At 64.8% G+C, this 25277-nt stretch carries 22 protein-coding genes; 1 reads left to right on the plus strand and 21 read right to left on the minus strand.

Annotated features, from left to right (window positions below):
- Positions 1-2: 2 nt before the first annotated feature.
- The 13 genes from rpsC to V6657_RS15425 form a co-directional block, all read right to left on the minus strand.
- Positions 3-800: a 30S ribosomal protein S3 gene (rpsC, locus tag V6657_RS15365; RefSeq protein ID WP_021197580.1), complete on the minus strand. Its 798-nt coding sequence runs from the start codon at positions 798-800 to the stop codon at positions 3-5.
- Positions 801-809: 9 nt separating this feature from the next.
- Positions 810-1139, minus strand: a complete 330-nt coding sequence (gene rplV / locus V6657_RS15370; protein WP_004634479.1) for a 50S ribosomal protein L22 — start codon at positions 1137-1139, stop codon at positions 810-812.
- A gap of 9 nt (positions 1140-1148) precedes the next feature.
- Entirely contained in the window at positions 1149-1424 is a 276-nt protein-coding gene (gene rpsS, locus V6657_RS15375) for a 30S ribosomal protein S19 (protein WP_048935285.1), read from the minus strand.
- Between the two features lie 21 nt (positions 1425-1445).
- On the minus strand, positions 1446-2276 hold the full coding sequence (gene rplB / locus V6657_RS15380; protein WP_021197582.1) for a 50S ribosomal protein L2: 831 nt from the start codon (positions 2274-2276) through the stop codon (positions 1446-1448).
- A 2-nt stretch (positions 2277-2278) separates the two neighbouring features.
- Positions 2279-2593: a 50S ribosomal protein L23 gene (rplW, locus tag V6657_RS15385; RefSeq protein WP_039598701.1), complete on the minus strand. Its 315-nt coding sequence runs from the start codon at positions 2591-2593 to the stop codon at positions 2279-2281.
- A complete protein-coding gene (gene rplD, locus V6657_RS15390) occupies positions 2590-3210 on the minus strand; it encodes a 50S ribosomal protein L4 (RefSeq protein ID WP_021197584.1) in 621 nt (206 codons plus the stop codon). Before rplD ends, rplW begins: the two co-directional genes overlap by 4 nt.
- 11 nt (positions 3211-3221) lie before the next feature.
- The gene (rplC, locus tag V6657_RS15395; RefSeq protein WP_048935284.1) at positions 3222-3875 is read right to left on the minus strand and encodes a 50S ribosomal protein L3; all 654 of its coding nucleotides are present in this window, start codon (positions 3873-3875) and stop codon (positions 3222-3224) included.
- A gap of 286 nt (positions 3876-4161) precedes the next feature.
- Complete coding sequence (gene rpsJ / locus V6657_RS15400; RefSeq protein ID WP_004634473.1) at positions 4162-4473, minus strand: 30S ribosomal protein S10; 312 nt, start codon at positions 4471-4473, stop codon at positions 4162-4164.
- Positions 4474-4580: 107 nt separating this feature from the next.
- Positions 4581-5789 (minus strand): elongation factor Tu, encoded by a 1209-nt coding sequence (gene tuf, locus V6657_RS15405; protein WP_182587642.1) that lies wholly within the window; start codon positions 5787-5789, stop codon positions 4581-4583.
- A gap of 82 nt (positions 5790-5871) precedes the next feature.
- Complete coding sequence (fusA, locus tag V6657_RS15410) at positions 5872-7998, minus strand: elongation factor G (RefSeq protein WP_048935977.1); 2127 nt, start codon at positions 7996-7998, stop codon at positions 5872-5874.
- Positions 7999-8117: 119 nt separating this feature from the next.
- Positions 8118-8588, minus strand: a complete 471-nt coding sequence (gene rpsG, locus V6657_RS15415) for a 30S ribosomal protein S7 (RefSeq protein WP_048935976.1) — start codon at positions 8586-8588, stop codon at positions 8118-8120.
- 199 nt (positions 8589-8787) lie between these two features.
- The gene (gene rpsL / locus V6657_RS15420) at positions 8788-9165 is read right to left on the minus strand and encodes a 30S ribosomal protein S12 (RefSeq protein ID WP_021197587.1); all 378 of its coding nucleotides are present in this window, start codon (positions 9163-9165) and stop codon (positions 8788-8790) included.
- A 295-nt stretch (positions 9166-9460) separates the two neighbouring features.
- Complete coding sequence (locus V6657_RS15425) at positions 9461-10717, minus strand: MFS transporter (RefSeq protein ID WP_048935975.1); 1257 nt, start codon at positions 10715-10717, stop codon at positions 9461-9463.
- A 98-nt stretch (positions 10718-10815) separates the two neighbouring features.
- On the opposite strand from V6657_RS15425, the gene V6657_RS15430 reads away from it, so the two are divergent.
- Positions 10816-11736: a LysR family transcriptional regulator gene (locus V6657_RS15430; protein WP_048935974.1), complete on the plus strand. Its 921-nt coding sequence runs from the start codon at positions 10816-10818 to the stop codon at positions 11734-11736.
- Here V6657_RS15430 and recQ read toward each other — a convergent pair.
- The 8 genes from recQ to V6657_RS15470 all read right to left on the minus strand — a co-directional run bounded on the left by recQ (position 11733) and on the right by V6657_RS15470 (position 25082).
- On the minus strand, positions 11733-13646 hold the full coding sequence (recQ, locus tag V6657_RS15435) for a DNA helicase RecQ (RefSeq protein WP_048935973.1): 1914 nt from the start codon (positions 13644-13646) through the stop codon (positions 11733-11735). The genes V6657_RS15430 and recQ overlap by 4 nt on opposite strands.
- A 115-nt stretch (positions 13647-13761) precedes the next feature.
- Positions 13762-14352, minus strand: coding sequence for a methyltransferase domain-containing protein (locus V6657_RS15440; protein ID WP_048935972.1), 591 nt, complete (start codon positions 14350-14352; stop codon positions 13762-13764).
- Positions 14353-14378: 26 nt separating this feature from the next.
- A complete protein-coding gene (locus tag V6657_RS15445) occupies positions 14379-15218 on the minus strand; it encodes a DUF2135 domain-containing protein (protein ID WP_048935980.1) in 840 nt (279 codons plus the stop codon).
- Positions 15219-15223: 5 nt separating this feature from the next.
- A complete protein-coding gene (locus V6657_RS15450; protein WP_048935979.1) occupies positions 15224-16027 on the minus strand; it encodes a YfaP family protein in 804 nt (267 codons plus the stop codon).
- Positions 16028-16029: 2 nt separating this feature from the next.
- Complete coding sequence (locus V6657_RS15455) at positions 16030-17742, minus strand: DUF2300 domain-containing protein (protein WP_048935971.1); 1713 nt, start codon at positions 17740-17742, stop codon at positions 16030-16032.
- Positions 17743-17749: 7 nt separating this feature from the next.
- Positions 17750-22516, minus strand: coding sequence for an alpha-2-macroglobulin (locus V6657_RS15460; protein WP_048935970.1), 4767 nt, complete (start codon positions 22514-22516; stop codon positions 17750-17752).
- Between the two features lie 8 nt (positions 22517-22524).
- Complete coding sequence (locus V6657_RS15465; protein WP_048935969.1) at positions 22525-23229, minus strand: DUF1175 family protein; 705 nt, start codon at positions 23227-23229, stop codon at positions 22525-22527.
- Positions 23226-25082 (minus strand): DUF2138 domain-containing protein, encoded by a 1857-nt coding sequence (locus tag V6657_RS15470; RefSeq protein ID WP_048935968.1) that lies wholly within the window; start codon positions 25080-25082, stop codon positions 23226-23228. Before V6657_RS15470 ends, V6657_RS15465 begins: the two co-directional genes overlap by 4 nt.
- Between the last annotated feature and the right edge of the window lie 195 nt (positions 25083-25277).

Here is a 25277-nt window from a genome sequence, read left to right on the forward strand (position 1 = left end):
GTTTATTCTCCAGTCTTGGCGTCGGCGCCACCGCTACGGCGGGGAGCACCTGCACCAGCACCGCGGCGCTGACCGGCCGGGCGATCGCCTTCACGGCGACGACCTTCCGGGCGACCCGGGCGGCGACGGCGCTCGTCTTCCTTCGGCTCTTCCACGACGGGTGCGTCGTTGCGACCCAGATGGTCGCCCTTGTACACCCACACCTTGACACCGATGATGCCGTAGGTGGTTTCCGCTTCGGAGAAGCCGTAGTCGATATCGGCGCGCAGCGTGTGCAGGGGCACACGGCCTTCGCGGTACCACTCGGTACGGGCGATTTCGATGCCGTTCAGACGGCCCGAGCTCATGATCTTGATGCCCTGAGCACCCAGACGCATTGCGTTCTGCATCGCGCGCTTCATGGCGCGACGGAACATGATGCGGCGCTCAAGCTGCTGCGTGATCGAATCGGCGATCAGCTGCGCATCGACTTCCGGCTTGCGGATTTCTTCGATGTTCACGTGCACGGGCACGCCCATGCGACGTTGCAGTTCAGCCTTCAGCAGTTCGATGTCCTCGCCCTTCTTGCCGATCACCACGCCCGGACGCGAGCTGTAAATGGTGATACGTGCATTCTTGGCCGGACGCTCGATGACCACGCGGCCCACCGAAGCGTTCTTCAGCTTCTTCTTCAGAAACTCGCGAACTTCGATGTCTTCCTTGAGCATGCCGGCAAACTGGGTGTTGTTCGCGTACCAACGCGAAGCCCAGTTACGGCTGACAGCCAGACGGAAGCCAGTCGGATGAATCTTCTGTCCCATCGTGACCCCTTAGTTGCCCAGCGTCACAGTGATGTGACAGGTTTGTTTCTCGATGCGGTTGCCACGGCCCTTCGCACGCGCGGTGAAGCGCTTGAGCGACGTTGCCTTGTCGATGTAGATCGACTTGACCTTCAGCTCATCGATGTCGGCGCCTTCGTTGTGCTCGGCGTTCGCGATGGCGGACTCAACCACCTTCTTCACGATGCCAGCCGCCTTCTTCGGGCTGAACGTCAGCACGTTGAGTGCGCGCTCGATCGACAGGCCGCGGATCTGGTCAGCAACCAGGCGCGTCTTCTGTGCGGAGATACGGGCGCCGCGATGAATCGCTTTAACTTCCATGATTGCCCCTTATCGCTTCGCTTTCTTGTCGGCAGCGTGGCCCTTGAACGTACGCGTGAGCGCAAATTCGCCGAGCTTGTGGCCAACCATGTTTTCCGTGACGTACACGGGGACGTGCTGACGGCCGTTGTGAACGGCGATCGTCAGGCCGATGAAGTCCGGCAGAATGGTCGAACGGCGCGACCAAGTCTTGATGGGCTTCTTGTCCTTCGTCTGCACCGCCGTTTCCACCTTCTTCAGCAGGTGGGCGTCGATGAACGGACCTTTCTTTACGGAACGAGTCATTTCTTAGCTCCTACCTACCGATTAACGCTTGTGACGGCGTTGGACGATCATGCTGTCCGTGCGCTTGTTACGACGGGTGCGGTAGCCCTTGGTCGGCGTGCCCCACGGGGACACCGGATCACGACCAGCTGCGGTCTTACCTTCACCACCACCGTGCGGGTGATCCACCGGGTTCATCACCACACCGCGAACGGTCGGGCGAATACCGCGCCAACGGGTTGCACCGGCCTTGCCGATCTGGCGCAGGCTGTGCTCTTCGTTGCCGACTTCACCGATGGTCGCGCGGCACTCGATGTGCACGCGGCGCACTTCACCCGAGCGCAGACGCACTTGAGCGTAGATGCCTTCGCGAGCCAGCAGCACGGCGGACGTACCAGCCGAACGGGCCACTTGAGCGCCCTTGCCCGGCAGGATTTCCACGCAGTGGATCGTCGTACCGACCGGAATGTTGCGGATCGGCAGGTTGTTACCGGCCTTGATCGGCGCTTCCGAGCCGTTGGCGATGGCTTGGCCAACCACAGCGCCCTTCGGGGCGATGATGTAGCGGCGCTCGCCGTCGGCGAACAGCACGAGCGCGATGTTGGCGCTACGGTTCGGATCGTATTCCAGGCGCTCGATCTTGGCCGGGATACCGTCCTTATCGTTACGCTTGAAATCGACGATGCGATAGTGATGCTTGTGACCACCGCCCTTATGGCGCGTGGTGATGTGGCCGTTGTTGTTACGACCCGACTTCTGGAATTGCTTTTCCAGCAGCGGAGCGTGCGGCGCACCCTTGTGAAGGTCGGGGTTGACGACCTTCACCATCGAGCGGCGGCCCGGCGATGTCGGCTTGGTCTTGACGAGTGCCATGATTACTTGGCCTCCGCTTCAAAATTGATTTCCTGACCCGGCTTCAGCGAAACGTAGGCCATCTTCACGTGGTTACGACGACCCATGAAGCGACCGAAGCGCTTTTGCTTGCCCTTGCGGTTCAGAATCTGGACGGAAGCGACTTCCACCTTGAACAGCAGTTCAACGGCAGCCTTCACCTCGATCTTGTTGGCGTCGGGAGCCACTTCGAACACGACCTGTTCGTTCTTCTCGGCCACCAGCGTTGCCTTTTCAGACACCACGGGCGCCAGCAGCACCTGCATCAGGCGATGGTCGTTCTTGGCAACTTGCGTCATTTCAGCAACTCCTCGATCTGCGCGACGGCACCCTTCGTCACGAGCACCTTCTTGTAGTGCACGAGCGACAGGGGGTCAGCGTGACGCGGCTCAACCACGAGCACGTGCGCCAGGTTGCGCGATGCCAGGAAGAGGTTTTCGTCCAGGTTATCGGTAATCACGAGCACCGAATCCAGGCCCATGGCGCCGAGCTTGTCAGCCAGCAGCTTGGTCTTGGGGGCTTCGACGGACAGGCTGTCAACGACGTTGATGCGACCTTCACGGGCAAGCTGCGAATAAATCGAGCGCATGCCGGCGCGGTACATCTTCTTGTTGACCTTCTGCGAGAAGTTTTCTTCCGGGCTGTTCGGGAAGATACGACCACCCCCGCGCCACAGCGGGGAGGAGCTCATACCTGCACGGGCGCGGCCCGTACCCTTTTGGCGCCACGGCTTCTTGGTCGTGTGCTTGACCTCTTCACGATCCTTCTGCTTACGGTTACCGCTGCGAGCGTTGGCCTGGTAAGCAACGACGATCTGGTGAACGAGGGCTTCGTTATAGTCACGGCCGAACACTTCCGGCGAGGCAGCAACGCCAGCGCCGAGTTGACCGTTGTCCTGGAGCAGCTTCAGTTCCATGCGTTTGCTCCTTATGCCTTCTTAGCGCGAGCCTTCACGGCCGGCGTGACGATGACTTGACCGTTCTTGGCACCCGGGATCGCACCCTTGACCAGCAGCAGCTTGCGCTCTGCGTCGATCTTGGCGATTTCCAGGTTCTGGACGGTACGGGTGACGTCACCCATGTGACCGGTCATGCGCTTACCCGGGAACACGCGACCCGGATCCTGCGCCATACCGATCGAGCCCGGCACATTGTGCGAGCGCGAGTTACCGTGCGTGGCGCGGCCCGACGAGAAGTTGTAACGCTTGATCGTACCGGCGTAGCCCTTACCAATCGTCACACCTTGAACGTCGACCTTCTGGCCGACTTCGAACAGGTCGACGCTGATGTTCGCGCCCGGCTGGAATTCAGCGGCACGAGCGGCATCCACTCGGAATTCTTTGATGACTTCGCCCGCTTCCACGCCGGCTTTGGCGAGATGACCCGCCAGCGGCTTGGTGACGCGGCTGGCGCGTCGGGTGCCGAAGGTGACTTGAACCGCGGTATAACCGTCGGTCTCGTCCGTCTTGATTTGCGTCACGCGGTTGTCGCCGACCTCGAGCACGGTGACGGGAATCGAATCGCCGTCGTCCGTGAAAATACGGGTCATGCCAACCTTGCGACCTACAAGGCCAAGGCTCATGGTTTGCTCCATTCCCAGCTGCGATTGGCCGGGGCTGATTGATACTACGAATCTTGAACTGGACTGCGCCTAAAGAGACAGCGCGAGGCCAAATGGCCAGCCCACTCCCCTTGACTAAAGGGGTAGCCCTACACTATATCCCGCCTACAAACAATCTGCAAGGGCGATTACCGAATACGTGGCCGGACGTCGTGCGCGGTGCAACATCTGGGCCTAAAAAGCGAAACGGCGAGCACTTGGCTCGCCGTTTGCCCGTTGCCGAAGTGATCCGGCAGCGTTGTCTTGCTTACTGCAGCTTGATCTCGACATCCACACCAGCCGGCAGGTCCAGCTTCATCAGCGCGTCAACGGTCTTGTCCGTCGGGTCGACGATGTCCATCAGGCGCTGGTGCGTGCGGATTTCGAACTGGTCGCGGCTGGTCTTGTTGACGTGCGGCGAACGCAGAACGTCGAAACGCTGGATGCGGGTCGGCAGGGGCACCGGGCCCTTGACGATTGCGCCGGTGCGCTTGGCGGTTTCAACGATTTCAGCGGCCGACTGGTCGATCAGGCGGTAGTCGAAAGCCTTCAGGCGAATACGGATCTTTTGGTTCTGCATGATGTTTCCTTAAAGAGCATGGCGGCCAGGCCGCCGGGAAATTGAAAGAGCGATGCAACAGGCGATGCACCGCACCCCTTACGAGGAACGGCGCATCGATCCGCCTTTTACTTCAGGATCTTGGCAACGACGCCAGCACCCACGGTACGGCCGCCTTCGCGGATTGCGAAGCGCAGGCCTTCTTCCATGGCGATCGGGGCGATCAGCTTGACGGTGATCGACACGTTGTCACCCGGCATGACCATTTCCTTGCCTTCCGGCAGGGCGATCGAGCCAGTCACGTCCGTCGTACGGAAGTAGAACTGCGGGCGGTAGTTGTTGAAGAACGGGGTGTGACGGCCGCCTTCGTCCTTCGACAGGATGTAGACCTCGCCCGTGAATTCCATGTGCGGCTTGATCGAGCCCGGCTTGGCCAGCACTTGGCCACGCTGAACGTCTTCACGCTTGGTGCCGCGCAGCAGAATACCGACGTTGTCGCCTGCTTGACCTTGGTCCAGCAGCTTGCGGAACATTTCCACGCCCGTGCAGGTCGTCTTGTCGATCTTCGGCTTGTCGCCGTCCATGGCGATACCGACGATTTCGATTTCTTCGCCGACCTTGATCACGCCACGCTCGATACGGCCGGTCACCACGGTGCCGCGACCCGAGATCGAGAACACGTCTTCCACCGGCATCAGGAACGTGCCGTCAACAGCGCGCTCCGGCGTCGGGATGTAGGTGTCCAGTGCGTCGGCCAGGTTCATGATGGCCACTTCGCCCAGCTCGCCCTTGTCGCCTTCCAGCGCCAGCTTGGCCGAACCCTTGATGATCGGGGTGTCGTCGCCCGGGAAGTCGTACTTCGACAGAAGTTCGCGCACTTCCATCTCGACCAGTTCCAGCAGCTCAGCGTCGTCCACCATGTCGCACTTGTTCAGGAAGACGATGATGTACGGCACGCCCACTTGGCGGGCCAGCAGGATGTGCTCACGCGTTTGCGGCATCGGGCCGTCAGCGGCCGAGCACACCAGGATGGCGCCGTCCATCTGGGCGGCACCGGTGATCATGTTCTTGACGTAGTCGGCGTGGCCCGGGCAGTCAACGTGCGCGTAGTGGCGGTTGGCCGTTTCGTACTCGATGTGCGCGGTGTTGATCGTGATGCCGCGTGCCTTTTCTTCCGGTGCAGCGTCGATTTCGTCGTACTTCTTCGCTTCGCCACCAAACTTGGCGGACAGCACGGTCGCGATCGCTGCAGTCAGCGTCGTCTTGCCGTGGTCAACGTGACCAATCGTCCCAACGTTCACGTGCGGCTTGGTCCGCTCGAACTTTTCCTTTGCCATGTCAGCTCCTCAATTCGGAATCGGCTAATTACTAGATTTGGATGCGGGCGATACGCACATGCGCATCGCCCAAACACATTGATTACTTCGTACCCTTGGCGGCCATCACAGCTTCGGCGATGTTCTTCGGTGCCTCAGCGTATTGCTTGAATTCCATGGTGTACGTGGCGCGGCCTTGCGTTTGCGAGCGCAGCGACGTCGAATAACCGAACATTTCCGACAGCGGGACTTCGGCCTTGATGATCTTGCCGCCGCCCACCATGTCGTCCATGCCCTGCACGATGCCGCGGCGGGACGACAAGTCGCCCATCACGGTACCCGTGTAGTCTTCCGGCGTTTCCACTTCCACAGCCATCATCGGCTCGAGCAGAACCGGGGTGGCCTTACGCATGGCTTCCTTGAAAGCCATCGAGCCGGCCATGCGGAACGCGTTTTCGTTCGAGTCCACGTCGTGGTACGAACCGAACGTCAGCGTGACCTTCACGTCCACCACCGGGAAGCCCGCCAGAATACCGGCCGGCAGCGTGTCGACGATACCCTTCTCGACCGCCGGGATGTATTCGCGAGGAATCACACCGCCCTTGATGGCGTCGACGAATTCGAAGTTCTTGCCTGCCTTCTTCGCCTCGTCGTCTGCCGGTTCCAGCGTGATCACAGCGTGACCGTACTGACCGCGGCCGCCCGACTGCTTGACGAACTTGCCTTCGACGTCTTCAACCTTCTTGCGGATGGTTTCGCGGTAGGCAACTTGCGGCGCGCCGATGTTGGCTTCCACGCCGAATTCGCGCTTCATGCGGTCGACCAGAATTTCGAGGTGGAGCTCGCCCATGCCCGAAATAATGGTTTGGCCCGATTCTTCATCGGTACGCACGCGGAACGACGGATCTTCAGCGGCCAGTCGGTTCAGGGCGATGCCCATCTTTTCCTGGTCAGCCTTGGTCTTCGGCTCGACAGCCTGCGAGATCACCGGCTCCGGGAACACCATGCGCTCGAGCACGATCGGGGCAGCCGGATCGCACAGCGTGTCGCCCGTGGTGGCGTCCTTCAGGCCCACCGCAGCGGCGATGTCACCGGCCAGCACTTCCTTGATTTCTTCGCGCTGGTTGGCATGCATCTGCAGAATACGGCCCAGACGCTCCTTCTTCTGCTTCACCGGGTTGTACACGGTGTCGCCCGAATTGATCTTGCCCGAGTAGACGCGGAAGAAGATCAGCTGGCCGACGAACGGGTCGGTCATGATCTTGAACGCCAGTGCCGAGAACTTTTCGTTGTCGTCAGCCTTGCGCTCGAGCTTCTTCTCGTTGTCGCTTTCGTCGGTGCCTTGGACCGGCGGAATGTCGACCGGCGACGGCAGGAAGTCGATCACAGCGTCGAGCATGCGCTGCACGCCCTTGTTCTTGAACGCGGTGCCGCACAGCATCGGCTGGATTTCGCAGGCGATGGTGCGGTCGCGCAGCGCCTTGACGATCTCAGCACGGGTCAGCTCTTCGCCGCCCAGGTACTTTTCCATCAGGGCTTCGCTGGCTTCAGCAGCCGACTCGACCATCTTCTCGCGCCATTCGTTGGCGATGTCCACCAGATTGGCCGGGATGTCCTGGTATTCGAACTTCACGCCCTGGCTGGCTTCGTCCCAAATGATCGCCTTCATTTCCAGCAGATCGACGACGCCTTGGAAGCCGTCTTCAGCACCGATCGGCACCACGACGGGCACCGGGTTGGCCTTCAGGCGAGTCTTCAGCTGGTCGTAGACCTTGAAGAAGTTCGCGCCGGTACGGTCCATCTTGTTGACGAACGCCAGACGCGGCACCTTGTACTTGTTGGCCTGGCGCCAGACGGTTTCCGACTGCGGCTGCACGCCACCCACTGCGCAGTACACCATGCACGCGCCGTCCAGCACACGCATGGAACGCTCCACCTCGATGGTGAAGTCCACGTGTCCGGGGGTGTCGATGATGTTGAAGCGGTGCTCGGGGTAGTTGCCGCCCATGCCCTTCCAGAAGGCAGTGGTAGCAGCCGAGGTGATGGTGATGCCGCGCTCTTGCTCCTGCTCCATCCAGTCCATGGTGGCAGCGCCATCATGCACTTCACCGATCTTGTGGTTCACACCGGTGTAGAACAGGATCCGCTCGGTCGTGGTGGTTTTGCCGGCGTCGATGTGAGCGGAAATACCGATGTTACGGTAGCGCTCAATGGGGGTCTTACGAGCCACGGTTAATCCTTTGCTCTGATTCGTCAACGGGGCGCTGCCGGATAGCAAGCGCCCCTAATACAAATGGGCGAGATGTGCGCGCACAACCCGCCCAGCAACCAACAACGTTCGTGAGTCGCTTAGAAGCGGAAGTGCGAGAACGCCTTGTTGGCTTCTGCCATACGGTGCACTTCGTCGCGCTTCTTCATGGCGCCGCCGCGGCCTTCCGAGGCCTCGAGCAGTTCACCAGCCAGACGCAGGGCCATCGACTTCTCGCTGCGCTTCTTCGCAGCTTCCCGCAGCCAACGCATCGCCAATGCCAGACGACGCGACGGCCGGACTTCGACCGGCACCTGATAGTTGGCACCACCAACACGGCGGCTCTTCACTTCCACCACCGGCTTGATGTTGTTGATGGCAACCGAAAACACCTCGATGGGTGCCTTGCCTGCTTTCTTCTCGATCTGGTCGAACGCACCGTAGACGATACGCTCAGCCACCGACTTCTTGCCGTCCAGCATCAGGACGTTCATGAACTTGGCGACTTCCACATTGCCGAACTTCGGGTCCGGCAGAATTTCCCGCTTGGGGACTTCACGACGACGTGGCATCTTCTTTCCTTCTCTGTTCAGTTGAGAACCGCTTCGGTTCTCCGGCCACCAACTAGCTTGTCTTCCAACAATCTGAGCCGGGTGACCACTTACTCGACGGTGCCAGTGCGGTCAAAAAACGCACCGTTGTACCGCCTGCTCATGACAAGACCGTGACCCCGCATCCGTACAAAACGCGCGGACCGATCTCACTGACCACTTAGGCCTTCTTCGGGCGCTTCGCGCCGTACTTCGAACGTGCTTGCTTACGGTCCTTGACGCCTTGCAGGTCAAGGGAGCCGCGCACGATGTGGTAACGCACACCCGGCAAATCCTTCACACGGCCGCCGCGGATCAGCACGACGCTGTGTTCTTGCAGGTTGTGGCCTTCACCGCCGATGTACGAAATGACTTCGAAACCGTTGGTCAGGCGCACCTTGGCGACCTTACGCAGTGCCGAGTTCGGCTTCTTCGGCGTCGTGGTGTACACGCGGGTGCACACGCCGCGACGCTGCGGGCAGTTCTCAAGCGCCGGGCTCTTGCTCTTCAGCTTTTCAGAGACGCGGGGCTTGCGAACCAATTGATTGATAGTTGGCATTGTTCAATCCAGCTTGGTTTTTGAAAAATCGCCGGACCACGTGACGTGGCAGCCTCATATGTGAGGCAATCGGCGCAATCGGGTTTTGGAAGTGGCGAGCAGAACGCTCTAGAGACAGACCTGCGGGAACAGATCGAGACCAAAGAGCGCGAGCCCGTCTGGTTCAGATGCCTTGCACAGCGCTTTGCCGGGCATGGACGTGCGAAGCCAGAAGCCAAAAACTCGAATCTGGCACTATAGCGGGGTGTTTTGCAAGCGTCAAGCGCGCCACCAGTCTGGCGACGCGCGTTGCAGATCAACAGCGGCGCGGTGTGGCGCCAATGGCACGCGGGGCCGTGCTGGGCCAGAGAAAGACGAGTGCCGCAGCCGACACAAACCCCAGCGCGAGCGCCGAGACGCCAATCCAGCCGGCACGCGCCCAGACCGCGCCGGCCAAGCCGCCGCCCGCTGCTGCGCCAAAGAAGAACGCGCCGGTGTACAAGCCATTCACACGGCCGCGGATCTCCGGAGACAGCGTGTTGACCATATAGCGACCAAGCGCCTGATCACCGATGGCGCCAAAATCCAACAACAGCGCGGCGATCACCTGCATGGCCAACATGACGGGAACGCTCAAGCCCGGCACCAGCGCCGAGGCCAGCGCCAGCAACAGCCCGGCCGCCGCACTGCCGTGTGCGAGTAGCGTGCCAACCCGCACCAAGCCACGATCCGCCAGTCGGCCTGCAACGGGCGCGGCCACGACACCCGCCGCCCCACACAGCGCGAAGATGCCGATGCCGTTTTGCGACAGATGGAACGGCGCTGCCGCCAGCCGTAATGCCACGGCAGTCCAGAAGAGCGTGAATGCCGCCATCAGCAGTGCCTGGGTGGCGGCACGGCGGCGCAGCAATGGCTCGCTACGCAACAGGCGCCCATACGAGCCCAGTAGTGCGCCGTACGACTGCGTACGCGGCGGCACAAAGGTCGGCATCACGCGCGGCAGGACAATCGCCAAGACAGCAATCGCCACCGCCGACGCACCATAGAACGCGCGCCACCCCCATTGCGCCGCAATCAGGCTCGCTGCGGGACGCGACAGCAGGATGCCCAGATTCAGGCCGATCATGATGTCGCCGAGCACACGCCCACGCCGATAGTCGGCCGCCAGGCGTCCGGCCAACGCGATCAGCATCTGAATGACGGTCGACGTGAGTCCGATGGCAAACGCGGCCAGCATCAGCACCTGCCCGCTGTGCGCCACGGTGGTCAGCGCGAGCGAGGCCACCGTGCCCCACAGCGTGCGCGAGGCCAGCGCGCGGTTGTCCTGCAGATCGGTCATCGGCATGAGCAGCAGCAGACCGATGCCGTAGCCGATAAGCGTGGCAGTCACCAGCAGCCCGGTGGCCGCCGTGGTCCAGCCGATGCTGGCGGCAATCTCGGCGACGAGCGGCTGGATGCCGAACAGGTTGACGACAATGAGCCCCACCGCAGCAGCAAACAATGGCGTCGCGCCGCGTGGCAAGCGATCAGCGGGGGGATGAGACACGGCAATGTTGGGGGCTTCAGTCGTCATGATGGCGGGAGGAAGGTCGAGACGCCCCATCGTAGCCAGCCGATTCGCGCAGATTAAGGTAGCCTCTGGCGCCATATTGTTTCCAGAAGCGCGCAAATATGGACCGACTCTCCGACGTGGTGATCTTTGTGCGGGTGGTGGAATGCGGCAGCCAGTCAGCCGCTTCCGATGCGATGGGCGTGTCGCGCGGGGTCATCAGCAAGGCGCTGGCGCGGCTCGAAGCGCGGCTGGACACGCGCCTGCTGCAGCGGACCACGCGGCGCCTGTCACTCACCGAAGCCGGTGCGGCCTTCTTCGAGAAAAGCCGCGAGGGCCTGGCGCTGGTGGATGCCGCCGAACAGGCCGTGACCGCCCTGCGCGATGAGGCGCGCGGCACGCTGCGGGTGTCGGCGCCGGCGTCGTTTGCAGTGACGCTGCTGGCGCCGCTGCTCGGGGCGTTTCAGGCGCGCTACCCCGCCGTGCAGATCGATCTGGACATGAACGACCGCTACGCCGATCTGGTGGCGGGGCGCATTGACGTGGCGATCCGCATCGGCATGCTGGAAGACTCATCGCTGGTGGCACGGCGGCTGGCAAATTGCGCACACGCCATCTATGGCGCGCCGTCGTATTTCCGCGAACGCGGCATCCCGCAAACGCCCGACGATCTGCGCGAGCACAACTGCCTCGTCTACGCCAACTACGATGGGCCATACGACTGGGTGTTAACCGACCGTGCGGGCCAGCGCCATGTCGCGCACGTGAACGGGTCCATGCTGGCCAACAATAGCCTCGTGCTACGCGAGGCGGCGCGCTCAGGGTTGGGGGTATCGCTGGGGCCCGCGTATCTGGTGCGCGAAGATGTCGCCGCTGGCCGACTGCAGGCGGTGCTGACCGACTACACCGCGCGCGAAGTGCCGCTGCACGCGGTGTTCACGCAGCGCGTGCATCTGCTGCCGAAGGTGCGTGCGTTTGTAGATTTTCTGGGCGAGCACCTGACACGCACCGATGTCATGGGGCCGTTGCCGACAACCGCCTAGGCTTGCTCGCGGCACTTCCCCAGCACGTCGAGCAACGCTTGACCATAGCGGTCCAGCTTGGCCATGCCGATGCCTGGCAGCTCACCCAGCGCCTCACGCGAGTCCGGATCGATCTCGGCAATGCGGGCGAGCGTGCTGTCGTGGAAGATCACATACGCCGGCACGCTGTGTTCGCGTGCCATCTGGGCGCGCCAGGCACGCAGCGCCTGCCAGCGCGCCTGCGCCTCGTCGGAGAGATCGGCGGCCGGATCGGCGCGGCGCTCCTTCTTGGCCGACGATGACGATGCACCACGCACCTTCTCCGCCTGACGCCGCAGGATCACGGACTGCTGCCCCTTGAGCACGGGGCGCGCCGCGTCGGTCAGGATCAGGGCGCCGTGGCCGCCGTGGTCAACGGCAAACAAACCCTGCGCGACCAACTGGCGGAACACGCTGCGCCACGCCGGCTCCGACAGCTCGCTGCCGATACCGAAGGTGGACAGCGTTTCGTGGTGCCACTGCTTGATGCGCTCGGTGGCGTTGCCGCGCAGGATGTCGATGAGCTGGCCGGCACCAAAGCTCACACGGCTGGCCTGCTGTACACGGTATGCACAGGACAGCGCCATCTGCGCCTCGCGCGTGGCGTCCCAGGTTTGCGGTGGCGTGAGGCAGGTATCGCAGTTGCCGCACGGCTGGCTGCTCTCGCCAAAGTAGGCGAGCAGCGCCACGCGGCGGCAGCTTGCGGCTTCGCACAGGCCGAGCAGTGCATCGAGCTTGGCGGTCGACACGCGCTTATGCACATCGTCCGCCTCCGACTCGTCGATCATGCGGCGCTGCTGCACGACATCCGCCAGACCATAGGCCATCCACGCATTGGCGGGCATGCCGTCGCGGCCGGCGCGGCCGGTTTCCTGGTAGTAGCCCTCCAGGCTCTTGGGCAAGTCCAGATGCGCGACAAAGCGCACGTCCGGCTTGTCGATCCCCATGCCGAAGGCGATGGTTGCCACCATCACCACGCCCTCTTCCTTGCGGAAGATGGCCTGATGGCGGGCGCGTACGTCGACGTCCATGCCGGCGTGGTACGGCAGCGCGCGGATGCCCTGCTCGGCCAGCCACTGCGCGGTCTCTTCCACCTTCTTGCGCGACAGGCAGTAGACGATGCCGGCGTCGCACGACTCACCGTCCATGTGCTCGGCGCGGATGAAGCGCAGGAGCTGGTTGCGCGCGCTGTCCTTCTCGACGATGGTGTAGCGGATGTTCGGGCGGTCGAAGCTGGAGAGGAAGACGCGCGAACCCGTCAGCGCCAGCCGCTCGACGATCTCGTCGCGCGTGACAGCGTCGGCCGTGGCAGTGAGCGCGATGCGCGGCACGTGCGGAAAGCGCTCGTGCAGCACGGAAAGCTGGATGTACTCCGGCCGGAAATCGTGCCCCCACTGCGACACGCAGTGCGCCTCGTCGATGGCAAAGAGGCCGATGCGGGAGCGCTCCAGCAAGTCCAGAAAGCGCGGCGTCATCAGCCGCTCGGGCGCCACGTAGACGAGGTCCAGCCGGCCCGCCGCCAGATCGCGCTCGACCTGTGCGGCCTCGGCACCGGTGAGCGCGGAGTTCAGGTAGGCGGCGCGCACGCCGGCTTCTTCCAGCGCGGCGACCTGATCCTGCATCAGCGCGATCAGCGGCGAGACAACAATGCCCGCGCCCTGTCCGCGCCGGTGCCGCACAAGCGCCGGGATCTGGTAGCAGAGGGATTTGCCGCCGCCCGTGGGCATCAACACCAGGCAATCGCCGCCGTCGGCCACGTGGGTGACGATCTCCGCCTGCGGGCCGCGGAACGCGCTGTAGCCGAACACGTCGTGCAGCACGGCGCGCGTGGCGGCAGCGGTGTCTTCGGGCAGCGCCTGCAGCGCGTGGTCTATGGCGGGAGAGTCGTACATCGGGGCGGCGGAGTGCACGTGGTGTCACGCGCGGGCTGGGCGAAACCGCTATTGTGACAAACCCCGCCGAGGGGTGGTCAATCAGGACAATCGGATTGTCTGCGGATGGGGGCCGTCAGGCCTTGCGCGCGACGATGCGATGGATCGTCCGCCCCGACGAGCGACTGACGGCTGCCTCGTCAAAAACGAGCGTGGTGCCGGCCAGTGCCTCGCGCACGGGCGCCGCATCGAACGCGGTGAACAACCGGCCACGGCCATCGCGCTGATCGGCGTCGGGCGTCACACGCCAGCTCAGGTACAGCGTACCGCCCGGCCGCAGCAGCGACACCAGCCGCTGCACCGCCGCACCAATCTGCTCAGGTGGCAGGTGCATGATGACGGTCTCGCAGACGACGTTGTCGAAGGCGCCCTCGGCAATGCCCACCAGCTCGGGCAATTGCGACCGCCGGAACGCCAGCCCCGGATACTGCGAGCGCGCCGCCTCCAGCAGCCCGGCCGAAGCGTCGTAGCCGACGGCCGGATAGCCGTTGGCGTTGAGCCAGGCCACCTCGCGCCCGGCGCCGCAGCCGATGTCCGCCGTGGCCCCGCCCGCCTTGAACTCGCGCCGGAACAACGCGTACATGTCTTCCGGCGCCGGCTGCTCGCGCCACTCCTGCGCAAAGGTTTCGGCGAGGGTGTCGTAGGCGGCGACGGTCTGCGTGTCCATGGCGGTGGGCTCCTGAGCCTCGGTTCCTATTTCATCGTGAAACTACGTAACAGCGTCAGATCGCCAGCCTTGCGCATCGGCACGACAAAGGTCTGCTGGCGCTCGGAAGGCGTGTTCTCGTCGGTGATGATGGTGACGGTGGCAGTGGTGATGATGCTGTTGTCGCTGCCGCTGCCGTAGTAGTTCACGTAGACGAGGTACGTGCCGGGCACGGGTGCCGGATTCGAATAGATCTCAGGACCATAGCCGGTGGTGACGTCCACGTCGAGTGCGCCGCCGTTCTCGACCACACGGTTGCCGTACCAGGCGTGCTGGCCGTCTGGCGAGACAACGTGGAGGTCGAGATCGGTGCCATCCGTATCCCACGACAGGACCACGCGCAGGCGCGGACGGGATTTGCCGGCGTAGCTGTCGTAGAACTGCACGCGCTTGGCATCGCCACGTGCGCTGCGCACTTCGACGCTGTTGCTGCCGGCGCCGAATGCGTAGGGGCGCGAGAAGGTGCCGTCGGCCTCGATGCGCTGCGGCATCGCCACACCATTGACGATGAGCGTGCCGACCGACGAGCCGTCTGCCCCGCGACGACGGCGCGGCTTGTTCTCATCGGCAGACGCGGCGGCCTTGGGCTGGCTACGGATGCGTCCGGCAATCATCGAGGCGGTGCCCTGCCCTTGCGGCGTCGACACTGACACGGCCGGGTAGTGCACGTCTTGCGTGTAACGCGAATCGTCGCCGGCCGAGTTACGCCAGCCGCCCTGCGGCGCGGTGATCTCGATATTGCCGGCATCGGTTTGCGCAAATGCGCCCGACGCCCCGAGCGTGGCGAGTGCAATAGCGAATGCGAGGCGGAACGTGGAAGGCATCATGAGCATCAGAAGCGGATCGATTTCATCAACGCCAGCTCGCCGATCTTGCGCAGCGGCACAGTGACAAACTCGCGCCGCTCGTTGGGCGTGTTCTCGTTATAGATCAGCGTCAGTTGCGCGGTGATGAGATCGCGGTCGTGCGCCTTTTCGTCAAAGTTGTAGCCGCCGGCGTTGAAGTTGCCCCAGTAGTTCACGTAGAACAACCAGACGCCGGGGCGCGGCGCGGCAGTGGAAAAGATCTCGGGGCCGGCGCCATCCACGCTGTCCACGTCGAGCCCGCCACCGTCGGACAGCAACGGCTGCGCCCAGAACGCGTGATCGCCAATCGGCGAGATGACGTGCATGTCGACCTCCGCACGCGGGTCGTCCCAGGTGAGGATGGCGCGTAGCTTGGCCGACGTCTTGGTGGTATCGGCCTCGTAGAACTGCAGGCGCTGCCGCGACTGGCCGTCGGGGCTGACGATTTCCACGCTGTTCGAGCCCGGGCCGAATGCCCACGGGCGCGCGAAGCGGCCTTCGCTGTCGCCGTACAGCGGCATGGCATTACCGTTGACGATCAGCACCGGCGGGCGGCGTTGCTTGCCTGCCGCACGAATGCGCCCAGCGATGAGCGTGCGGTACTTCTGCGCACCGCGATCGACCGGCGGTTTCGGGTATGCGGCGGTGTACTGCTCCAGCTCGTTGGTCAGCTTGCTGTTGCGCCAGCCGCCGATCGGGCCTTCCAGGTCGACCACCGGCTCGGCGGCAACCGAAGCACCAAGCAGCAAGGCCGCCGCGCCCATGGCCACCCGCGTTGTCCATGCCTTCACGTTCACAGCAAGCCCTCCCCTCGAATCAGGCGGCGCGCTGTCGCCTCAACAAACTGTTCGTCCTGCCCGAGCGGATGGTGCGCAAAGGCCAGGTGCAAGTATTCGTGCGTCAGCGCGATGCGGTCTTCCTCGCTGGCGAGCCGATGGATGTAGAGCCGGTTGCGGCGCGCATCGGCATACGGGCGGCCTTCGTGCACCACGCAGACGGCGGGCAGCGGTGGCGTCTCGTAACCGGGCTCGGCGCCCAGTCGCGCGGACCAGCGCGGTGCCTGCGCCTGCAGCCACTGCTGCGCGCCCGCCACCGGCGAGCAATCGCCCGCGACCGGGCTCTGGAACGACGTCAACGTGGCCTGCGGCCACCACCGCGCGAGGATGCCGTCAAACCCCTGGCCACGCTGGGCGGCAGCGCGCGCGGCAGTCCAGCTCATCTGGCCGCGCGCGCTGATCGTGCCGTGGTACTGCACAGACTGGCCAACCAGCACCAGCGCATCGGTAAATGCCGCCGCGTTGCGTGCGGCAGCCGCGGGCGGGCGCGGCAACACGCGCTGCGTGCGCGAGCTATCGGCGATGCCGTAGCAGCCCTTGTCACGTGAGGCGTGCTGCACGAGGTAGCTGCGCGCGGCCACCGCCAACGCGCGGGCGGCCTGCGGCTCGGCCAGATCGCCCTCGCGCTCCACGACGCGCGCCACGTAGTCGTTCATGCCGAGCCGGCCGGTGATGGTGGGCGCGTTGTTTTCGCGCGTGAGTGTCAACTCGCCGCGGCTCTCGATCGGCAGCGTATTGCCGTTGGCGAAGCGCACGGTGTAGTGGCCCTCCAGCCGACCGGGGGCGGCGGGCTTGCCACCAACATCGCGTACCTCCCGCACGGGGTAGCGCGTAAAGAAATCGACTGCCACGCAGGCGTCGTCGTCGGGTACGGGCGTCTGCGCAATCAGCGGTGTGAGGCGCGGTGCAGCGGCAGCCAGCACCTGGTTGCTGGAGCCCACGCCGCCCAACCACACGGGCGTGCCGTCGGCCAGCCAGCCGGCCGCGCCGCCGATCGACGCGCCGGGGCGTTGCGGGTCGGGCATCGTCCATGTCTTGGCGCGCAGCAAACCACCAAAGTAGGACACAGTGCCCTCTCCGCGCCCGACGGTCAGCACGGAAACAAGTGTCTGCGCAGCCGTCTCACGCCCATCGGCAGGAACGCTGTGCAACGCGCTCAGCAGATCGGCGACGGAAACGCGGCGCGTGGGCTGCATGGCGCGCAGGTCACGCAACCACGTGGGGGCGTTGGCTTGCTGCCAGAACCGACGCCAGTCAGCACCATCGAGACCCAGGCGCGCGGGTTCGAAATAGCGTCCGCAGGATTGGATGAGCGCGCGCTCGCGGTCGATGCTCTGGCCGGCCGTGCAGCAGTAGACCTCTTCGGCATCATTGCCGTGGCACGTGTAGTCGGGCGTGTTGAGGCGGCGCGAGACGAGGTAGCTGTAGACGAAGAGCTTCCAGACGCTGCCGAGCGGCGTTTCGGTGTCGCGCGGCAATGCGGTGGCTTGTGGTGCGCTTGTGACCGTGCTGGTGCTGAACTGCCACAGCTTGGCTTCATCCCCCTGCAAGGCGGCATAGCGCAACGGCTCCGACGCAGGTGCAGCGATGGTGTGGCCAACGGACGCAAGTGCGCCGCCGGCCCAGATCAGGCCGGTCAGCACACTGCGCGCAAGCAGGCCGAAGCGCATTGCCGCGTCACTCCACCTTGTACGGATAGCTGGCCGTCTTGCCGTCGCCCTGCAACGCCTTCGCTTCCGGCTGGTACATGCGGAAGTAGCGCGCCGGCGGCAGCGCAAAGCTGCCCGGCAGCGAGAAACGCACCAGCTGGCGCAGCACAGTCGGACGCTCCAGCGCGGGTACCGGCTGGTTGTACGACAGCTGGCCCATTTCATAGGCCGCCTTGCGCTCGAACGGCTGCGGGCCGTTGCCTTCGTTCGGCTCGCCCTTCAGACCGTCGATCTGAATGCCCCAGGTGGTGGCTTCCACCTCGGCGCCCGGCGGCAGCGGCACTTCGACCAGGCCGTAGCGGTACGTACCCTGGCGCGGCGTCAACACCACCTCATCGACATACAGCGCGTTGCTGTCGAGCGTGTCGCCCGGCTTGACGGGCTTGGCCTTGAGCGTGATGCCACTGCTGCTGGTGTCGGCGCCGGGCTGTTTGGCCGCCTTCGGATCGGCCTTGGGCGCCTCCATCGGTTCGAGGCGATACAGCTTGCGCTCCACCGTGATCGGCAGCTTGGACGCTTCCGGCGCACGGCTGCGATACGACACGATGGCCGATTGCGTGGTCACGTCGGACGGTGCGGTCGTCAGGTCCAGCACAGCGGGCACCTGGGCCCCCGTCCAACGCCATGTCGGCACACCCACCGGCGAGCGCGTCGCCTGCCAGCCACCGGCCGACACCGCCGGCTGGATGGCAGCAACGCTCGCACCTTGCAGACCGCCCAGGCCCTTCTGCAGCCAGACCAGTGCGATGGCGCGATCCATCGTCGGCATGGCGGCGCTGGCGCGGGCCAGCAGCGGTGCCGGGTCCGCAGCCGAGCGGCCACCGCCCATCAGCAGCAGGCTTTGCACCAGCGGCGAGTTGTCAGCAGCCAGCGCGTTGCGTGCAGCGATGTCAGCAGAGACCAGCGCTTCCGGCACCGGCTGGCCGATCTGACGCATCAGCTGTGCGGTCAGCACCGTCGCCACCTGGCGGCCGCGCGGGGAGTCCGGCGCGACGAAGATCAGGCTATCGCCGGCAGCAGGCTCGGCGTCGGCCGGGGCCTTGGCGTTGCGAGCCAACTCGTTGGCCACGCCCGACAGCGGCGTTGCCACCGGCAGGCCCATCTCGTTGGCAAACCACAGCGCCAGCGCGCGGTGCAGCAGCGGCTCGTTCTGACTGGTGCGCTTGTAGGCTTCGAGCACCTGCTTCCAGTTATCTGCCGGCAGGCTGATGCCGACCGAGCGGCTGGCGAGCCAGTCCGCGTAGTACGCATACGACGTGATCAGCGCGCTGCTGGTGGTCAGCTCGCCCCACCAGCCGAAGGTGCCATTGGTGCCGGCCAGCAGTGCCAGACGCTGACGCTGCGTGCGCAGCAATGCGTCAACACCTTGCGTGCCGGCCGGGCCACCGTCGCCCAGGCGCGTGCCGGTGGCGGCCAGGCTCTGCTGCGCGAGTGCCAGCGGAATCAGGCGGCTGGCGGTCTGCTCGGCGCAACCGTAGGGGTACTCGATCAGGTCATCCGCCACGCGGGCGAACTGGCTGGCCGTGTTGCCGATCACGCGCAGACGCACGTCGCGCGCATCAGCTGGCAGACCCAGCGGCAGGCGCGTGCCCTGCAGCTGCGTGAGCGGGACGACGTTTTCACGGTCCGCCAGCCAACCGGTGGCGTCCAGCTTGAGCGTGGTCTGCAGGCGGTCCGATACGGCATCGCCCTGCTTCAGTTCGGCGTTGATGACACCCGCCTGCAATGCCGTCACCGGCGCGCGCAGATAGTTGGCACCGCGCTTGAGCGTCACGCGCTGGTTGATGTTCAAGCCGGCGCCCGAGACGATCCAGTCAGCGGTGATGTCCTTGTCGGTCTGGTTGAAGGCGACCATGTCCAGGCGCGGCTGATCGCTTTCGCGGAAGCGCTGCGGGCCGGTCCACTTCAGGTACAGCGGCTTATCGGAGCGGATGCTCGCTGTGCGCTGGCCGACGATGCCGTCCGAGGCGCCGGTGGTCGAGACGGCGCGCACGGTGATGCGCCAGCGTGCCAGCGAATCCGGCATCTTGAAGGTCATGCGCGCGCGGCCATCCGCATCGGTCTGCAGGTTGGCAACCCACGCGGCGGTGTCCTGCTCGTCGCGACGTGGGCGCTCCAGCACCTTCACGCCACGCTCGTTGTGGCGGCCATACGTACCGCCCGGCTTGCCCGGCAGCGAGGCGAGCGCCAGGTCATAGCTGATGAAGCTCTGGCTCGACGTGGTGCGGACGCTGTTGCGGCGCGGGTGGTAGAAGAAGTCGACGATGCTGGGGGCCACTTCCGGCTGCAGCACGTAGATCATCTCGTCGACTACCGACACGGTCAGGTTGGCCGGCACGGCCTTACCCGCCAGTGCGCTGGTCAGGTCCAGCGTGACAGTCTCGCCCGGCGCATACACGGTCTTGTCGGTGCGCACCGTCAGGTCCAGCGTCGGCTGCGTGACGACGATACCGGCGTTCTGGAACACCATGTCGCCGTCGTGCACATACAGCACCGAGAACGTCATGTTCGGTGCGAAGTCCGGACCGATCTTGATGCGGGCACGGTACTGCGCGGGCGTGACCTTCTTCAAGCTGAGCCAGTCGCCAGGGCTGGAGAGCAGCCCGTGGCGCTCGACCTTGTCGCGCTCCAGCGTGAGCAGCGCGTCGTCCACCGGCAACGGGAAGGTGATCAGCGCCTCGGCCGTATCGCCGATCTGGTAGCGGTCACGGTCGAACACCATTTCGATGTTGCCGGGCACGGTCTGCACGCCATCACCGGCCACCCAGTGGCTGGCGGCGGCGAGCAGGTTGCCAGCAGCATCACGCACCGACAGCGTGTACGAACCCGGCTGGTCGAACTTGACCGGGAAGGTCGCGTTGCCCTTGGCATCCGGGGCCAACGTGCCTTCAGTGCGGGCGCGCGTTTCCAGACGCACGAGATCCCACTTGGCCGGCGGTGCCGTCGGCCCGGTCGTACCTGCCACCACCGGCATCGGCGTCAGGTTGAACGACACGTCCTGCCCCGGCGTCGTGAAATTCGACGTAGTCGACAGCTTGTACGGCGTGGCGCCGCGCGCGATCAGCAGTTCGCGCGTGACCTTCACGCGGTAAGCCGCGCCATCGTTGGCGAACACGGTCACCACGTAGCGGCTCGGCTCCTTGGCGGCGGGCAATTCCAGCTTGGCATTGCCGTCGCCGTCGGTGGTCAGCTCCTGCTGCTCCAGCTTGACGGGGAACAGGCCGGCGTAACGCAACTCGCCCTCCACCATCGTCACTTGCTGGGCGCGCAGGCTGACCGACACCTTGCCGTTCTTGACCGGCTTGCCGTCCGGATAGCGCAGGCTGATCTTGCCCTTGACCGCCTCACCCGTGCCGTAGCTGGCCTTGTCGAGCGACAGGTTCACGTCAAAGTGCGGCTTGATGTATTCGGCCACGCGGAAAGCGCCGCCGTAGGTGCCGCCGTTGTAGTCGAAGCGCAGCGAGTAGCCGCCGGCCGGTGCGTTGGACGGCAGCGTAAAGCGCGCGTCGGCGCCGGTCTCGCCGGCCAGGCGCGTGGTGGACGTGGCCACCGGTGCGCCGTTCGGGTCGAGCACTTGCAGCTTGATGTCCCCGGCCGCCGGCACGGTCGATTCGGTCGCGTTCTTGAAGTTGCGGCCGATGAACTTGACGCGCACTTCATCGCCCGGGCGATACAGCGGACGATCAGTAAAGGCGTACAGCTTGGTGTTGTAGATCTCGCTGTCGTAATAGAAATTCTCGGAGATGAACACGCCGCCCGCGCGGTCGTTGCCGATCACGTAGCTGCGCTCGGGGGAGACGTGGCGCAGGTCCGCAGTGCCATCGCTATCGGTGGTGCCGGAAGCGAGCACGCCCACGCCGTCGGTCCAGCTCACGGACGAGCCACTCACCGGCTTACCGCTCTTGCGCTCGGCCGTCCACACCATCATCCCTTGCGAAGTGCCCTTGGTGACGGCCACGGTATCCGACACGAACAGCAGCGTGTGCGCGCGGTACGCACCAATCACCGCTTCCACGATGTACAAACCCGCCGGCAGCTTGCCCACCGGAATCATCACGTTGCCGACGTTCTGCGGCATCCATTCGCTGCTGCTGCCTTCGAGCTTCACGTCCTTGGGCGGCGCGATCGGCTTGGCATCCCAGATCGGGTAGCGGAAGCGGCCCAGCAGCTCGTAGCCCTTGAGCGGCGCGTACTGCGGGTTGTTCGAGAAGCGCGTGGGCGCGGTCATCTGATCGCCCATGCTGAATTGCGGTGCGGTCTCCACGGCCTTGGTGCGCGTGGCGAACGACAGCACGCGCTGCCAGGCACGGCGGGCCTGACGCGTCCAGTTGTCCCACAGATACGCCAGCGTGTTGGCTAGGCCTTCGCCCGTGTAGTTGGCCTTGACGTCGATGCGGTGCAGGTTCTTCTGCGCCTTCAGGAATTCGAGCGGCTGCGGCACGCGATAGACGAGGATGTCTGCACCGCCGTAGCGGGAGAGCTCATCCTTGTACTCACGGCCCGGCGCTTCCAGACGGACCATCGCTTCTTGATCGGTGCCGTAGCTGGCGTCCGACAGCAGGAAGAATGGCTGGCCCTTGAACGGCTCATAGCCACTGCCCGGCACTTCGGCGAAGGTGGGGTTCGGCTTTTCGGGGGCGTCGGCCGCATGAGCATGGCCAACAAACGCCAGCACCGTCAGGCAGACGGTAGCAACGAGATTGAACGAACGGAACGACCACCCGCGGTTGCGCATGAGTTTTTCTACCGTGTCAAAAAGGCCAGACGAAACACGCCGATGAAGTTGGGGTTGCCGCTCTGCGGCTGCCAGCGCGAGTCTTTCCATTGCATCAGTTCAGAAACGGGCACGGCCCGCAGACCGTTGTCGGTGCGGGTGACGGTGCCGGTGTGGTAAGCGATATAGCGATCCATCCAGATCATCAGATGCTGGTCGTCGCCTTGATCGAAGAAGAGCAGATCGCCAGGGAGCGCTTGATTCACGTCCTTGGCAATGAAGCGGCTGTTCTGCTGGATGAGCCCGAGCGCGGAGACATACGCGCCGGTGCTGCCGTCAATGCGTGCCCAACGCTGCGTGAGCGTGCGCTGGGCGGGCGTGAGGTTCAGCTCGGGCGGCAGTTGCCGTGCGGATTCCGCATCGCGCATGCCGTTGGCGCGCAGCCAGCGGGCGTCGTGCGTGCGCAGTGCCTCGCCGGCGGCAAAGCGCACGAGGCCGGCGCAGTCGCGGTGCGTCCAGCGTGGCGTCGGGCCCTGGCGGAGCTGCTCGTTGACGATGCGCACGAACCACGCGCGGAACACGCTTGATTGATCCGGCGTGAGCGCATCAGCGTCCGCCGGTGCGGCATCCGCCCAGCCCGACAAGGCATAGGCAGACGGCGCAAGCAGGCAGGCACCGGCCGCCGCCAACCAACGGCGGCGGTTCAGCGCGGCGGCCTGCGAACGCAGCCTCATTGTGTACTGGTGTTATCAGCGGGAACCGGAGCAGCGGCCTCGGTGGCCGGCGCATCCGCAGGCGCAGTCGACGGAGCCAATGCCGCGGCCGTGTCAGCCGGCGGCGGCGAACCGTCGCCACCAGCAGGCAGACCGCGCCCGCTCGACAGCCAGGTCACCGGCACCCAGCCGCGCGACGATGGCACACCACCATCCAACGCCAGCGACACCGGCGCGTAGCGCGACAGCGCCTTGAGCTTCGGGAACAGGTGCGTCTGCGCGGCGTTCAGGAACACGGCTTCCTGGTCGGCGGGCAGCGCGGCACCGGCTTCGCGGCGAACGAGCGGCGCGAGCGACGCTGGCGTCATCGTCAGCACGATGCGATCGGTCTTGTCGCGCGGCGGGCTGTCGGCTACCGCCGGGAAGCGCTTGGCAAGCACGGCCAATGCGTCATCGACGAGGCGCGCATCGGGCGAGAACACCACCACATCACCCGCAATCGCCAGCGTGACCGGGAAGTAGCGGTCCGATGACAGTTGCGCCGCGAACGGTGCGCCGGCCGACTGTGCCGTGCCGTAGCGCGCGCTCACCGGGCGCTGCCACAGGGTTGCATTGGCGGGGCCTTGCTTGGTCGTCACCGGCAGGCGCTTGTAGGGACCGGCTTTGTCATCGGCCTGCGCCTTGGCTTCATAGGACCCGACGATCTGGCCGAACAGCGCACCAAGCGCCGGCTTCACCGCCTCGGCTTGCGAAGGCGAGGACAACCGGGCGACGAACAACGGTGCCACCAGCGATGACTTGCCATACCAGCACGCGGCAGCCGGGCCGGCAAACGCATCGCCAACATGCGCGGCGGCTTCGGTCACTTCCTTGGCATCGCCGGCCACATTGCGCAGCAGCGCGCCGGCAGCCTTCCAGTCGACCGGCAAGGTCGCGCAGGCAGCGGGGTCCGCGGGCAAGGCGTGCCACAACGCAGCGTTGTCCCACTTGCCGGGCAGGCGGCCCGGGTCGATGAGCGCGGCGCTCTGCCAACCGTTGCCGGACGTCCCCGCAGCAAAGTCGAAGCGCAACGCCTCGATGCCTGGGAAGTACTGCTGATAACCAAACGAGAGGTAGTTGGCGCTCACCACAACGTGGTGGCCCGTGGTCTCTGCGGTCGGCAGCGCATAGGCATTGCCTTGCACGTTGCGCTTGCCGGCGTCATCCGACAGCAGTGCGGCGAGCGCGTTTGCCTGCTTGGAGACGGGCTTGCCGTCCTTGTCCAGCAGGATACCCGGCTCCGACAACGCGATCAGCCGGTCGCCCTTGCTGGCAATCAGGATGGAACGCGTGGCCGACAACCGCAGCGCATAGACCGGCGCACCGGAATCGCCCAGCGCATCGGCCACCTTGGTGAGCTGCGTATCGCTGGTCGCCACGGTGGCGACGGCTTCTAGCGCCTTGGCAAGGCCGTTGCGCTGCATCGAGAGCACCCAGTAGCGCAGCTTGTCGTCCGGGCCGCGCCACAGCATCACGCGGGCGGGCTCGTCAAACACGTGCTTGAGCACCGTTTCCGCCAGGTCGAGCTTCTGTTCGTAGGCAAGACGGCGCAGCGCACCGGCCACCGAGAGGCGGTCTTCGTTGCCCTCGTAGTAGGCGACGAAGTCTTCGGTCAGCACGTCGCGCAGCAACGGCACGCGCAGCACGTCGCGCGGCAGTTGCGACAAGCTCTGGCTGTCGATCAGGGCATCGGGGTAAGTCAGGTCGAGCTGGACCTGGCGGGCGTGCAGCGCGCGCGTGCGGCCAAACGGGTGCCAGACCATCTGCACCACCGCCGCGCCGGCAACGACCAGGGCGACCGCGCCAACGGCGATCTGCTTGCGTGTGAGCTTCATGGAGGAATCTGCGGCAAGACTGGAGAGGGCCGGCGGCTTGTAAAAAGTGCCGGTCTATAAGCGCGAGATCATAGCGTTTGGCATGTTAAGACGGGTTAACGTTTGGAGAAAATCAGAACACGCTGATGTGGGGCATCAACGCTCCGGCTCCAGCGGACGGACGAAAAAAAACCCGGCACCCCACGAAGGGGGCCG

Source organism: Ralstonia sp. RRA, from assembly GCF_037023145.1.
Taxonomy (GTDB): Bacteria; Pseudomonadota; Gammaproteobacteria; order Burkholderiales; family Burkholderiaceae; genus Ralstonia.